This window comes from Pantoea sp. Ap-870, assembly GCF_011752515.1.
Lineage (GTDB): Bacteria > Pseudomonadota > Gammaproteobacteria > Enterobacterales > Enterobacteriaceae > Pantoea > Pantoea dispersa.
The window spans coordinates 1-12,758 of the sequence record NZ_VWXG01000014.1 but is presented as its reverse complement, the minus strand read 5'-3'; the positions used below and the strand labels follow the sequence as shown (position 1 = coordinate 12,758).

General features: G+C 54.9%; 13 protein-coding genes. All 13 read left to right on the top strand.

Annotated elements, in window-relative coordinates:
* Positions 1–2 precede the first annotated feature (2 nt).
* The 13 genes from F3J41_RS22590 (at position 3) to pyrE (ending at position 12,490) form a co-directional block, all read left to right on the top strand.
* Positions 3–2,549, top strand: a complete 2,547-nt coding sequence (locus tag F3J41_RS22590; RefSeq protein ID WP_132466158.1) for an outer membrane usher protein — start codon at positions 3–5, stop codon at positions 2,547–2,549.
* Between the two features lie 14 nt (positions 2,550–2,563).
* On the top strand, positions 2,564–3,313 hold the full coding sequence (locus tag F3J41_RS22585; protein ID WP_021507092.1) for a fimbria/pilus periplasmic chaperone: 750 nt from the start codon (positions 2,564–2,566) through the stop codon (positions 3,311–3,313).
* A gap of 3 nt (positions 3,314–3,316) precedes the next feature.
* Positions 3,317–3,847 (top strand): fimbrial protein, encoded by a 531-nt coding sequence (locus F3J41_RS22580; RefSeq protein ID WP_166712547.1) that lies wholly within the window; start codon positions 3,317–3,319, stop codon positions 3,845–3,847.
* A complete protein-coding gene (locus tag F3J41_RS22575) occupies positions 3,840–4,346 on the top strand; it encodes a fimbrial protein (protein WP_081035969.1) in 507 nt (168 codons plus the stop codon). Before F3J41_RS22580 ends, F3J41_RS22575 begins: the two co-directional genes overlap by 8 nt.
* Positions 4,347–4,355: 9 nt before the next feature.
* Positions 4,356–4,871: a fimbrial protein gene (locus F3J41_RS22570; protein ID WP_031279633.1), complete on the top strand. Its 516-nt coding sequence runs from the start codon at positions 4,356–4,358 to the stop codon at positions 4,869–4,871.
* A 9-nt stretch (positions 4,872–4,880) separates the two neighbouring features.
* Positions 4,881–5,735 (top strand): winged helix-turn-helix domain-containing protein, encoded by an 855-nt coding sequence (locus F3J41_RS22565; protein WP_021507088.1) that lies wholly within the window; start codon positions 4,881–4,883, stop codon positions 5,733–5,735.
* Positions 5,702–6,211: a hypothetical protein gene (locus tag F3J41_RS22560; protein ID WP_127833493.1), complete on the top strand. Its 510-nt coding sequence runs from the start codon at positions 5,702–5,704 to the stop codon at positions 6,209–6,211. Before F3J41_RS22565 ends, F3J41_RS22560 begins: the two co-directional genes overlap by 34 nt.
* A gap of 15 nt (positions 6,212–6,226) precedes the next feature.
* Positions 6,227–7,282: a fimbrial protein gene (locus F3J41_RS22555; protein ID WP_166712545.1), complete on the top strand. Its 1,056-nt coding sequence runs from the start codon at positions 6,227–6,229 to the stop codon at positions 7,280–7,282.
* A 128-nt stretch (positions 7,283–7,410) separates the two neighbouring features.
* The gene (locus tag F3J41_RS22550; protein ID WP_166712543.1) at positions 7,411–8,472 is read left to right on the top strand and encodes a fimbrial protein; all 1,062 of its coding nucleotides are present in this window, start codon (positions 7,411–7,413) and stop codon (positions 8,470–8,472) included.
* Positions 8,473–8,749: 277 nt separating this feature from the next.
* The gene (locus F3J41_RS22545; protein ID WP_081316028.1) at positions 8,750–10,585 is read left to right on the top strand and encodes a PglL family O-oligosaccharyltransferase; all 1,836 of its coding nucleotides are present in this window, start codon (positions 8,750–8,752) and stop codon (positions 10,583–10,585) included.
* Positions 10,586–10,718: 133 nt separating this feature from the next.
* Positions 10,719–10,997, top strand: coding sequence for a DUF3574 domain-containing protein (locus tag F3J41_RS22540; RefSeq protein ID WP_247656324.1), 279 nt, complete (start codon positions 10,719–10,721; stop codon positions 10,995–10,997).
* A gap of 85 nt (positions 10,998–11,082) precedes the next feature.
* On the top strand, positions 11,083–11,799 hold the full coding sequence (gene rph / locus F3J41_RS22535) for a ribonuclease PH (RefSeq protein WP_021507082.1): 717 nt from the start codon (positions 11,083–11,085) through the stop codon (positions 11,797–11,799).
* A gap of 49 nt (positions 11,800–11,848) precedes the next feature.
* Positions 11,849–12,490: an orotate phosphoribosyltransferase gene (gene pyrE, locus F3J41_RS22530; protein WP_021507081.1), complete on the top strand. Its 642-nt coding sequence runs from the start codon at positions 11,849–11,851 to the stop codon at positions 12,488–12,490.
* Positions 12,491–12,758: the final 268 nt, after the last annotated feature.

Here is a 12,758-nt window from a genome sequence, read left to right as displayed (position 1 = left end):
CCATGAAAAAGGCTTCATTAACTGCGCCAGCCTCATGCGTGCGCAGGCAGCGTATCAGGCTGACGCCGCTCAGCGTGGCGTTAATGTTAGCCCTCGGCTACAGTGCTCCGCTCTTCGCTGCCGGTGCAGTGTCATTCAACACCGATATCCTTGATCTCAACGATCGGCAAAACATCGATCTGTCGCAGTTTGCTCAGGCTGGCTACATCATGCCGGGCGAATACATGATGGAGCTGCGCGTCAACCAGACGCAGATTCCGGAAATGCTGGTGCGCTACTACGCGCCCGAAAACGCGCCGAATGAAAGTCTGCCCTGCCTGACACCCGAAATGGTGGATAAACTGGCGCTGAAACCGGAAGTGCTGAAAAACGCGTCGTGGCTGCAGGATGGCCAGTGTCTGGCGGTGGATTCCATCTCCGGTATGCAGGTGCGCGGCAATCTGGGTGAATCTCGCCTCAACATCACCATTCCACAAGCATGGCTGGAGTACAGCGCCGCCAACTGGGAACCGCCGTCTCGCTGGGATAACGGCGTCCCGGGCCTGTTAATGGATTACAACCTGTTTGCCTCCACTACGCGTGCGCAATACGGCGCTAAAAGCCAGAGTGTGAGCGGCAACGGCACCGGTGGCGTTAACGCCGGTGCCTGGCGCCTGCGTGCGGACTGGCAGATGCAGCAAAATCGTGGCACGGGCAGCCATCGCCAGGAATTCACCTGGACACGCTTTTACGCCTATCGGCCGCTGCCTTCTCTCCAGGCGAAAGCCACGCTGGGCGAGAACTATCTCGATTCCGGCATGTTTGACAGCTTTCGCTATCTTGGTGCGGCGATCACCAGCGATGACAACATGCTGCCGCCCAACCTGCGTGGCTATGCGCCGGAAGTAACCGGTATCGCCAAAACCAACGCCAAAGTCACCATTAGCCAGCAGGGACGGGTGATTTATGAATCGCAGGTGGCTGCCGGTCCATTTCGGATTCAGGATCTCAATGATGCCGTCTCCGGCCAGCTTGACGTGCGCGTCGAGGAGCAGGACGGCAGCGTGCAGACCTTTAGCGTCGATACCGCCACCATCCCGTATCTGACACGTCCGGGCCGCGTGCGTTACAAATTCGCCAGCGGCAAACCGGGCAGCGAAGAGCACAAAACGCAGGGCCCCACATTTGCCACCGGCGAATTCTCCTGGGGGATCAGTAACGGCTGGTCGATGTACGGCGGCGGGCTGGCCGCAGGCAATTACAAAGCGTTATCGATGGGTCTGGGACGCGATCTGCTGTTGCTGGGCGCCATTTCGTTTGATGCCACCCAGTCACAGGCTGGCTTACCGCAGCAGGGCAACAAAAGCGGCGGCTCTTATCGCCTGAGCTATTCCAAACGCTTCGAGGAACTTGATGGTCAGGTGACGTTTGCCGGCTACCGCTTTTCGCAGCGCAACTTTATGAGTCTGCCGCAGTATCTCGACGCGCGTTATCGCAACCAGCAGGTTTCTAACAGCAAAGAGCTCTACACCATTACGCTCAACAAGCACTTTCGCAGCCTGAACCTGAGTAGTTACCTCAGCTACAGCCATCAGACCTATTGGGATCGTGCCCCGCTGGATCGCTGGAGCTTTTCCACTTCGCGCTACTTTGATGTCGGCCGGTTTAAGAATCTGAGTTTAAGTCTGTCGCTCAACCGGACGCAATATAACGGCAAAAACGATGACAGCGTTTACCTCAACTTCAGTATGCCGATTGGCGGTGACAGTAGCCTGAGCTACAGCCAGCAAACCAGCGGTAAGCAAACCACCCACTCGGCCAGTTTTTATGACCGGCTGGACAGTAATAACAGCTACAGCCTGAGCGCCGGCCTCAATAACGATCGCCGTCAGTCGTTCAGCGGGTTTTACAGTCATCAGGGCAGTCTGACCAGCATGACGGCCAGCGCCAGCGCGCAGCAGGGACAGTACCGCAGCGCCAGCCTGTCACTGCAGGGCGGTTTAACGCTCACGCCGCAGGGCGCGGCGCTGCACCGGCTGGGCATGCCCGGCAGCACGCGTCTGATGGTCGATACCGATGGCGTCTCCGGCGTGCCGGTCAACGGTGGTGGCAGTAACACGTATACCAATTTCTTTGGCAAAGCGGTGATTTCGGATGTGAACAGCTACTACCGCAACACCGCCAGTATCGATGTCACCGGACTGGCCGACAACGTGGAAGCGTCGCGCCCGGTAACCCAGATCACCCTGACCGAAGGTGCCATCGGTTACCGGCGTTTTGGTGTGATTAAAGGTATCAAAGCCATGGCCGCCATCCGGCTGGAAGATGGTAGCTGGCCGCCCTTTGGTGCCAGCGTCCAGAGTAACGGACGCGAAGTGGGCATTCTGGATGATGACGGCCTGGTATGGCTGAGTGGCATTGAGGCCGGTGCCAGCATGGATGTGCGCTGGAACGGCGAAACCCAGTGTCAGCTGGCATTGCCCGATCCTCTGCCGCAGCAGTTGCTCGACGAAGGACAGAACTTGTTATTACTTTGCACGCGCCGCGCAGCGCCTGCTTCTTCAACGTAAGGAAAGAGTTAATCATGCTGGTAAAAACGCTGAGCAGCGCCTTGCTGCTCTCCACGCTGACGCTATCGCTGCAGGCTCACGCGGCGATTGCGCTTGATCGCACCCGGGTCATTTTTAACGGTAACGAAAAAAACGTCTCACTGAATATCAGCAATGAAAACAAGCAGCTGCCTTATCTGGCGCAGGGCTGGATTGAAGACAGCAGCGGTAAAAAAATTACGTCACCGCTGGTGCTGCTGCCGCCGGTGCAGCGCGTCGAACCGGGCGAACGCAGCGTGGTGAAAGTGCAGGCGCTGCCCGCCATCAAGGCGCTGCCACAGGATCGTGAATCGGTGTTCTATTTCAGCATGCGTGAAATCCCGCCGCGCAGCGAGAAGAGCAACGTGCTGCAAATCGCGTTGCAGACGCGTATCAAGCTGTTCTATCGCCCGGAAGCGATCGTGGTGAGCAATCCGTCAGTGGTGACGCCATGGCAGGAAAAACTGACGCTGACGCGCAAGGGTGCACGCTACCAGCTGAATAATCCCACGCCTTACTTCATTACGTTGGTGGATGCACAGCCAGCGAAAGGCCAGTCGCTGAAGAAGAGCTTTGAACCGGTCATGGTCGCGCCAAAAACCAGTATCGATCTGGGCGTGAACGCAGCAGAACTGGGCAGCGCGCCGCTATTAACCTACATCAACGACTACGGCGGCCGTCCAACGCTGGCGCTGAAGTGTGCCGGCGACAGCTGCAGCGTCGTCAGTAACAAGGTGGAGCAGTAAGCGATGCGTGTGCTGTTGCTGGTGCTGACGCTGTTGAGCCTGACTTTGCAGGCAGCAACCAACGGCGTGGTGCATGTGTATGGCGCGCTGCAGGAGAGTCCATGCTGGCTTGACGTCGGTAACAATGATCAGGCGGCTGGCCTCGATACCACGCCGACCGCCGCGCTGCAACAGGTCGGCGAGCAGGTGATGAAGCAGGCGTTAACGCTGCATTTGCAGGACTGTCCGTACAGTATCCGCAATGTCGCCGATCCGCTATGGCTGCAACATGTGCCGTCCATCAGCATCGACTTTTTTGCCCCGCAAAGTCTGGCCGACCCGCAGCTGATTCGCGTAAAGGGCTCTGACGGCGTGGGCCTGCAATTGTTTGATGAGAACCATCAGCCGCTGCCGCCCACCTTCCGCAATCTGCGCGTGCCGCTCAGCGCCGGTAGCAATGTGCTGAGCTGGCTGACGGTAGAGGAACGCACCGCGCTGCCGCTGCAGCCGGGTGCCTGGTCAGCCAGCGGTCAGTTACAGGTGAACTATGACTAAGCATCGACTTGTTCCGTTGATGAAGTATTACAGCAGGCTGCTGATCGGTAGCCTGCTGCTGTGCATCTGCTGGCCGCTGCATGCGGTGGAGCTGCGCCTGCACGGTACGCTGATTGAGAATCCGCCCTGCACGCTGAATGACAACCAGAGCCTGATGATTGAGTTTGGCGATGCGCTGAGCGTGAAAAAGATCGATGGCGTCAACTATCTGCAGCGTAAGGCGATACCGGTCAAGTGCACCGAGGATCCGGGTGCGGCATTGCAGGTGCGTCTGACCGGTACCGCTTCCGGATTCGACAGCAGTGCGCTGCTCAGCAGTGTGAGTGCGCTGGGTATTCGCTTTTATCTGGCCAGCAAGCCGCTGGCGGTCAACAGCACGTTGCCGATTGTTTTCCCCGGCACACTCGATCTCGGCGCGGTGCCGGTACAGCAGCCGGGCGTGACGCTGGAGGGTGGGGAGTTCACCGCCAGCGCGGCGCTGCTGCTGGAATATCAGTAAGGAGAGGCGATGAGAGCGGGAGTAATGCTGGTACTGGGATGGCTGCTGGTGTCACAGGCACAGGCGATAGAGATGCAGCTGCACGGCACGCTGGTGGCGGAACCCTGTTCGCTGGAGCCGGATCAGCAGCAGCTGGAACTCAACTTTGGCGATATCGTTGCGAAATCGCTGTATCAGAATCCGCGCACGCCGGCGCGTCCGCTGGTGATGCGTCTGAGCAGTTGTGATACCGAACTGGGTAAAGACGTCGAGCTGGTGTTCAACGGTATTGCCGATGCCGAGCAGCCCGATCTGCTGGCGCTGGCCGGTGATGCCGGTGCCAAAGGCGTGGCCATTGGCCTGAGTGATGCGGACGGAAAGCTGGTGCCCATTAACCGCGGCGTGATGCATTTTCCGCTGCAGCAGGGCGACAACCAGCTGCAGTTCAGTGCCTGGCTGCAGGCTTCGGCGAGCGCGATTGCCGAGCGCACCATTGAGCCTGGCAACGTATCGGCGATTGCTACTTTTTATCTGAACTATCCCTGAGTGCCTGTTATGTGGTTGATAAATCAACATATCACGTTTGACCCGGATCGGCGCCTGTTGCGCGATCGGCATGATAACGAGCTGCTGCTCAACCAGAGCAGCGCACGCTGCCTGGCGCTGTTTCTGCAAAAGCCGGGTGAGGTCATTAGCCACGAAACGCTGCTGGATGAAGGCTGGCGTAGCCAGGGGGTGCACGTGACGGAAAACTCGCTGCGCCAGATGCTATCGATGCTGCGCAAGCAGTTTCTGCAACTGCGGGTTGAAGGAGAAACCTTTGTCACCGTTCATCGTCAGGGCTACCGGCTGCATGAGTCGGTGCGGGTGGAAGCCTGTTTACCGCTGGCTGAAGCCGTAGAAGAAGCGCGCATTGCGTCGGAAGCACGTATTCAGCCGCTGGTGACCACTCATGTGCACACGGCGCCGCTGCCGGTGATGGTGCAGCCGCCAGCCACCGCCACCGTGGAGGAGGAAACGACCGCTGCGGCACCACGCAGCCGTTCCGGGCTGGTGTTAATCGGCATGTTGATCAGCGCGGTGTTGTTACTGGTGCTGGCCTTACTCGGTATTAAGGTGCTGGAGATTCGCGACGTGGTGACTGTGACCTATGCACCCTATCGCCACGTGCAGGGCCGGCAGTGGTATATCCAGGACGACTTCAGCGCCACCGAGCGTGAAGAGATCGATCAAAACCTGCAGCTGGTGAGTGACAGCATGGCGCGCTTTATCCAGCTGGCCGAAGAGGAACGCCACATCTATATCAACCGCACCAAGCTGGCTGACCGTTACAGCTGGTTTATCTGTCAAAACCCCATCGAGCAGAAGGATGCGTTATGTCGGTCAGCCATATATTTCGTCGCCGAGTAACCTGGGTGTTGCAGGGGGGATTACTGATGCTGGCGCTGGTACTGGCGGCTATCCTGATTTACCAGCTGTCGCGCCGTATCCCTCATTGTGAAGCAGATTCGATTCTGATTTCCAGAGAGGCGGGACAGCTGGTGGTGTCGCATGGGCAGTGGAAAGTGCAAAACAGTCTGTTTCAGGCCACCGGCAATTACAGCGGCATGATCAGTTATTACTCGCCACAACAGCAACTGCAGCGCCGCGAACCGGTAGACGTCTCTTTTGAGCTGCGCCACAGCTTCTCCGGCGCCGCGCTGCGCAGCGAAACCACTGCTATCTCCTACAACCTCGCTAATCGTGCCTCACCACAGAATATTGAACGCTATATCTCCGCCGGCCTGGCGCCCGGCCATGTCAATTACGGCTGGATTTATCGTCTGCAGAATGTGCGTTATGTGATTGGCAATAATGCGAATCCGTCGGTGATTTGTAAAAAATAACTTATGGTTATACAAATGAGTAAAATTATATTTTTCGGTTTCTTATGTTTTATTTTGATAAGAATGAATAGTGCTATAGCAGGGTTAGAAGAATCTTGCTGGACTGAACCGACTCAATTAATGGTTCTTGATACTAAGGCGTTAAAATTCAATAGTTATAAGAAAGGTGCAGAAAGCTCCCTGGGCAATAGGACTTTATTACCCCGCATATTCCCTGTTATTTGTAATAAGAGCAAAATCACGCGGCCTCCGGGTAATCTTTCAGATGTTCTTTGGTTGGAAGGTGACATGGGTCCATTGCTAACTCCTTCTGATCAGAACAATAGGTATTATAAATTAACTGATGATATTGATGTGGCTGTCTTGATTTTAACAAATGCGGGCACTCGTCGTAAATATCTTCCCGTAACTTTTAATGACGATATAATGCGAGTTATAGATGCATTCGTTCCTGTTGGCAGAAGTGTCTCATCACAAAGTCCAGACTTTTCGAGCGAAACTATATATTTTAAATTGCGACGTGATGTTATCGGTGGGGCAGTAGTGATACCAGGTAATATAGTTGTAGCAACTTTATATTCCGTTGACAGATTTTTTGTGCCGCTTCCTCCGCGGCCAGACAAGCCTTTGGCTCATATTATTACCGATCCTCTTGGGGTTGTTATTCCTGTGCCGATAGTTTGTAATATTAATGAAGGTAATGCTTTAAATGTTGAGTTTGGTCGTATGGTGGTTAGTGAAATTCCTGATGCACCAGTAAATGACAAATATAGCCAGGACGTACCCCTGCACATAAAGTGCAACTCTCTCCTTAATCAGGACGCAGCAATCCAGTTAGCGACTGGGGTAACCGATTTCTCCAGCGACCTGATTGCTACCAGTAATAAGGATTTAGGTGTGGCAGTGTTTCACCGTGGGCAGCTAATGAAACCTTACCAACCTTCACCTGTAAAGCTGGTTAATGGCGAAGCCCTGGAAACTATTACACTCTCGCCGGTTAAAAGGAAAGGTGCGAAACTTTCCGGTGGTGAGTTTACTGCTTCAGCCACGGTAATTGTCACAGTAATGTAATAAATTAAAAAGAAGATGGGCCGAATTTATGAAGACTAGTACGGCTGGATGTGTCCTGAGTAAATTCAAAGCCAATTGTTAATTGCTAAGTGTCTTTATTATTTTAACTGGATATGCGTATTTATGTTATGAAAACCAAATTGTCGCGAAGAAAATGCGTGTTATTTATTATAAAATTTATTTTTATGAGCACCTTCTCCGGTCAGGCTCATGCTGGTCTTGATTATGCCTGCTGGACCGACCCCTTAGCGGTAATGGTGTTGACATCTGGCCGTTTGGCTAGCCACAGCATATCTCCTGTAAAAGGAGTACACGGCAGGTTATTCTTTGATGAATCATTAGGGGGGGTTTCTGGCATATGTAATAATCCCGGTAAATATGAATGGTATAACTTACTTATTGAGGCTGATCTGGGTGCACATTTTATCCCTTCATCTACAAATATCGGTTATTATAAACTCACTGATGATGTTGATGTGAAGGTGCAAGGCTATGCTCCAAGCTGGTATCCTTATCCAATGACTTTCGAGGACCGTAGATATAAAAATCCTGGTCGTGGGACAATAAAGCCTGGGCTGGGAATGATTCATGATGTTTTTTCGGCTTCTTCATTTCTTTTAACTGATTTTATTATAACAAAAGATATTATCGGTGGAGCGATTTTTGTCCCGCCTGATGTAGAGATGGTGACCATTTATACGATTGGTTATATGAGCCCGCCTTATCCTCCGAGACCCGAAAAACCCTTGCTAAAAATCGTTATCGGACCTCACGGCATTATCATCCCGGTACCCATTGTCTGCGATATCAATAACGGCACGGATATTAACGTTGAATTTGACCGCATCGCGGTAAGCTCCGTTTCTGAATCAGTGTCCAATACCGCCAACTACAAAGATGTGCCGTTAGAAGTTAAATGCAGTTCTGCATTAAATCAGGAAGTCAATTTACGCTTAGTCGCCGGAACCCCCTCTTTCTCGAATGAACTCATCGCCACCAACTATCCTGATCTGGGCATTGCGGTTAAACATAAAGGACAATTGCTCAAACCGATGGGCACTTCTGCTGTCCGGTTAATCAACGGCATGGCTTCAGAGGTCATCACCGTGTTCCCGGTGAAAAAGAAAGGACAACCGCTGAGCGGTGGTGAATTCAATGCTTCAGCAACATTGCTGATCAGCCTGCCTTGATGATGCTTTAATCCGCGTTATTGATATTAATGTTAATTAATCTTTTTATGATGGTTAAAGTTAAACACTTATCAGAGGGAGATCGGCTTAACCTGCAGCGATACAGATTAACGGTGTTTGAAAATATTTTTCATCATCACAGCTGTGTGAATCACCATGATTCACGGGGGTTTTCACACCATTCACAGCTTTTTGGCCGTACATTTTCTGTAGCCAAAGTCTATCAACCATTATTCAACGAGACAGTTTTTGGCCTGTTTCGGCAATTGGGTTTGCTATGCTCTTTCTCTGTTTTATGTCGTGGTATCTGTCCGGACGAGACCCGCGCGTCACGCCGCCTTTGCTGATGCAGCAATTTCTGCAGCGGCGGCGTTGGGGACAGTGCGGTGAGAAAGTCGCTTCTTTCCCTTTCGCTTCGCTGGCCTGTCTAATCTGTTTCCTCCCCACGCTGATTTATCTGCCCAACAGTGGTGGCAATGGCTTTGATCTGCCGCTGAATTTGCTCACTGCAGGCTGCCTCGCGCTGCTGGCGGCCACGCTGCTGTTGAAGAACTGGCGCCAGCCGCGCGATTTAATTGATGACAACGTCATGACGCATGCGCTGTTGCTGATGCTGTTTTGCTTTGCGCTGGCGGTGATCCTGCAGGAGAACGATAACGGACTGCTGACCGGCGTTATCCGGCTACTGGGGCTCAGCGCCATACTCATTATGTGGCTGCTGCTCGGCCTGATGCCGCAGCTCTGGCAGCAGCGTCAGCAAATCATTGCCGGCATCGTATTGCTCAGCACCTTGCAGGCGCTGCTGGCGATTGCGCAAACCTGTTTTCCGGCCCAGCTGCAAACGCTGATGGAGTTTCGTTATCACGCCGGCCAGATTCGCCCTTACGGTATTTTTCAGCAGTTCAATTTGCTGGCCAGCTTTCTGGCGACCGGTCTGGCGGCAACGGTCTGGCTCTGTCTGCAATCTGACATCAGGCACCGTTTCTTACTACTGCCGGCAGTGCTGATCAACAGCCTGGCGCTGCTTCTGACGCAGTCGCGTACCGGTGCGTTTGGCTTTGCGCTGGCGCTGCTGGTGATGCTGCTGGTGTGCGATCGTCGCCAGCGCGCGGTAATCATCAGGATTGTCATGGTGATGGCGCTGGCCGTGCTGTGCGCCCTGCTGCTGCGCAATGAATTAGCGCCGGGCATGCGTGAATTTGCGTCGTCCGACCTGGCGCGCCAGCAGCTGCTGGAATACACGCTGCGCATGATTATGGAAAAACCGTTCAGCGGCTGGGGCTTTGGTCAGTTTGAGTATCATTTTTCGCGGATACGCATGGTGGACGCGATCCACCTGAAAGATTTCAACGCCACCCATCCCCATAACGAGTGGCTGTATAGCTGGGTGGAAGGCGGTGTTTTGCCGATGGTAGGCTTCACCGCCGTGTTGCTGGCATGGCTGACGCCGCTGTGGCGCTGGCGCAGTCAGCCGCAGCGCCTGATGCTGTGGAGTCTGACGCTGCCCGTCATGCTGCACACCATGGTCGAGTTTCCGCTCTATCAATCGCTGCCGCATCTGTGGCTGCTGATGCTGCTTACCCATCTGGCGTTACGTCAGCCCGAAGATCGATCAATGATTGAACCTGCGACGCCGGGGCTGCCGTCGCGCATGCTGCGCCTGAACATGGCCGGCGGCGCGATTGCGCTGATGCTGTTTTTCTTCAGCGGCCTGCAGACCAACGCGCTGCTCACCCAGGCGGAGCGCGGTCAGTTTCTCTCGTATCCTTCACGCGATCAGCTGTGGAATCCGTGGATTCAGGGCGAGCGCTATGAGTTTGGCGAAATGGTGCATTGCCTGATGCGCTACAACCAGACGCGGGATGAGCGCCTGCTGGCGCGCTTTGTGCAGCAGTCATCGCTGTGGCTGGAGCGCCATAACGATCTCAACGTGTTCCGGAATGCGGTGATGATTGAGTGGCATCTGCGTCACTATCAGCGCTCGCGCAGGCTGCTGCGTCAGGCGCTGACTCTCTATCCGACAGATGAAAGCCTGCTGCAGCTGAAAGCAAAAATGATGACGGAATGGTCATCGGCAGCCTATGCTGTGACAGATGAGACAGGCAACTTCTGAGGCTAAGATGTTGAATAAATGGATGAGGCCGCTGGGCTTCGCCATGGTATTAAGCGGATGTCAGACTTCTCCGCCCACTCCGCAGGTTATTCCGCCGCACACCGCGCCCGTGGCCGTGTGCGGGGCTGGCGAGATGATGATGCAAACCACGCTGTGGTTTGACCTGCCGTCCTCCGCTGGCGCAGCGGGCTGGTCGCAGTTTGCTGAACGCGACATCACGCCGCACTTTCCCTCGCCGCTGACGATTTACGATGGCCGCGGCCCGCAGGGCAATCGCAAGGTACTGGTACTGCTTCATCCGGCGGATCGGGCCAGCTCCGAAAGCATTAATGCGCTGCGTGACAAGTTTAAAAATCGTTTTGCGACACGACCGGTGACGCGTATCGACTCGCTGGTGTGCGCGGCGTTGTAATACGCGCTGGCTGCACGCGGGCAGGACAGCCGCCTGTGAAGTCCGTATAATGCGCAGCCAAACCCAAGCAAGCCGGAGAGAAACCATGCGTCCAGCAGGCCGTAGCACTTCTGAAGTGCGTCCCGTCACCCTCACTCGTCACTTTACCAAACATGCGGAAGGCTCGGTTCTTGTCGAGTTCGGCGAAACCAAAGTCCTGTGCACCGCGACCGTTGAAGAGGGCGTGCCGCGTTTTCTCAAAGGCAAAGGTCAGGGCTGGGTAACCGCAGAATATGGCATGCTGCCGCGTTCGACGCACAGCCGTATGGCGCGTGAAGCCGCCAAAGGCAAGCAGGGCGGACGTACGCTGGAAATCCAGCGCCTTATCGCCCGCTCGCTGCGTGCGGCGGTTGATCTGCAGGCGCTGGGTGAATTCACCATCACGCTGGACTGCGACGTGATTCAGGCCGACGGCGGCACGCGCACTGCGGCAATCACCGGTGCCTGCGTTGCGCTGGCGGATGCGCTGAACGCGCTGGTGGCAGCCGGTAAACTGAAAGCCAGCCCGCTGAAAGGCATGGTGGCGGCGATCTCGGTCGGCATCGTGGCCGGTGAAGCAGTGTGCGATTTAGAGTATGTCGAAGACTCCGCCGCTGAAACGGATATGAATGTGGTGATGACCGAAGATGGCCGCATGATTGAGGTGCAGGGCACCGCAGAAGGCGAGCCGTTCAGCCATGACGAATTGTTGCAGCTGCTGGCGCTGGCGCGCGGCGGCATTGAGCAGCTGATTCAGGCGCAGAAAGCGGCGTTAATTGATTGATGTAACAGGCGACCACAGAGTCGCCTTTTCTTTATTTGAGGAGTGAGAAATGAAAGCCTGGCAGCGTCAGTTTATTGAGTTCGCCCTGAACAAAGGGGTGCTGAAGTTTGGTGAGTTTACCCTGAAGTCTGGCCGTAAAAGTCCCTATTTCTTTAATGCCGGTCTGTTCAATACCGGGCGCGATTTAGCGCTGCTGGGCCGTTTCTATGCACAGGCGCTGGTGGATGGCGGCGTTGATTTCGACCTGCTGTTTGGCCCGGCCTACAAAGGCATTCCGATAGCGACCACTACCGCCGTGGCGCTGGCCGATCATCATGACCGCGATGTGCCGTACTGTTTTAACCGTAAAGAGGCCAAAGATCACGGCGAAGGCGGTTTACTGGTGGGCAGCCCGCTGCAGGGCAAAGTGATGCTGGTCGATGATGTGATCACCGCCGGCACGGCAATTCGTGAATCGATGGACATCATCAACGCCCACAACGCCACGCTGGCCGGCGTGCTGATTTCACTCGACCGCCAGGAGCGTGGCCGTGGCGAGATTTCCGCGATTCAGGAAGTGGAGCGCGATTATCAGTGCAAGGTCACGGCGATCATTACGCTGAGCGAGCTGATTGATTACCTGGCGGAGAAGCCAGAGATGGCCGACCATCTGGCGAAGGTGAAGGCGTATCGCAAAGAGTACGGCATCTAAGGTTTGCCGCGGTCGCCATGAATGGCGACCCTACAGTAGCAGGATGTTTGAGCGTAGGGTGCGCATTGATGCGCACCTGGTGGCGAAGGTCGGGGCGTATCGCAAAGAGTACGGTATTTAAGGTTTGCTGCGGTCGCCATGAATGGCGCCCCTTATATCCCGATCATTCTCCTCCGGGTATGATGATCCCCGACTGATCATCGGGAAGTTGCTGGTGAGATGGGGGCGCCCCCTGGGCATAAAGCCTGCTTCGTAGATTCATCCCCGG

Coding starts and splice junctions, on each gene's coding strand:
- F3J41_RS22560 (WP_127833493.1), top strand. CDS start 5,702: ATGTCGGTCAGCCATATATTTCGTCGCCGAGTAACCTGGGTGTTGCAG.
- F3J41_RS22550 (WP_166712543.1), top strand. CDS start 7,411: ATGAAAACCAAATTGTCGCGAAGAAAATGCGTGTTATTTATTATAAAA.
- F3J41_RS22580 (WP_166712547.1), top strand. CDS start 3,317: ATGCGTGTGCTGTTGCTGGTGCTGACGCTGTTGAGCCTGACTTTGCAG.
- F3J41_RS22545 (WP_081316028.1), top strand. CDS start 8,750: ATGCTCTTTCTCTGTTTTATGTCGTGGTATCTGTCCGGACGAGACCCG.
- F3J41_RS22590 (WP_132466158.1), top strand. CDS start 3: ATGAAAAAGGCTTCATTAACTGCGCCAGCCTCATGCGTGCGCAGGCAG.
- F3J41_RS22555 (WP_166712545.1), top strand. CDS start 6,227: ATGAGTAAAATTATATTTTTCGGTTTCTTATGTTTTATTTTGATAAGA.
- F3J41_RS22565 (WP_021507088.1), top strand. CDS start 4,881: ATGTGGTTGATAAATCAACATATCACGTTTGACCCGGATCGGCGCCTG.
- F3J41_RS22585 (WP_021507092.1), top strand. CDS start 2,564: ATGCTGGTAAAAACGCTGAGCAGCGCCTTGCTGCTCTCCACGCTGACG.
- F3J41_RS22575 (WP_081035969.1), top strand. CDS start 3,840: ATGACTAAGCATCGACTTGTTCCGTTGATGAAGTATTACAGCAGGCTG.
- F3J41_RS22570 (WP_031279633.1), top strand. CDS start 4,356: ATGAGAGCGGGAGTAATGCTGGTACTGGGATGGCTGCTGGTGTCACAG.
- rph (WP_021507082.1), top strand. CDS start 11,083: ATGCGTCCAGCAGGCCGTAGCACTTCTGAAGTGCGTCCCGTCACCCTC.
- pyrE (WP_021507081.1), top strand. CDS start 11,849: ATGAAAGCCTGGCAGCGTCAGTTTATTGAGTTCGCCCTGAACAAAGGG.
- F3J41_RS22540 (WP_247656324.1), top strand. CDS start 10,719: ATGATGATGCAAACCACGCTGTGGTTTGACCTGCCGTCCTCCGCTGGC.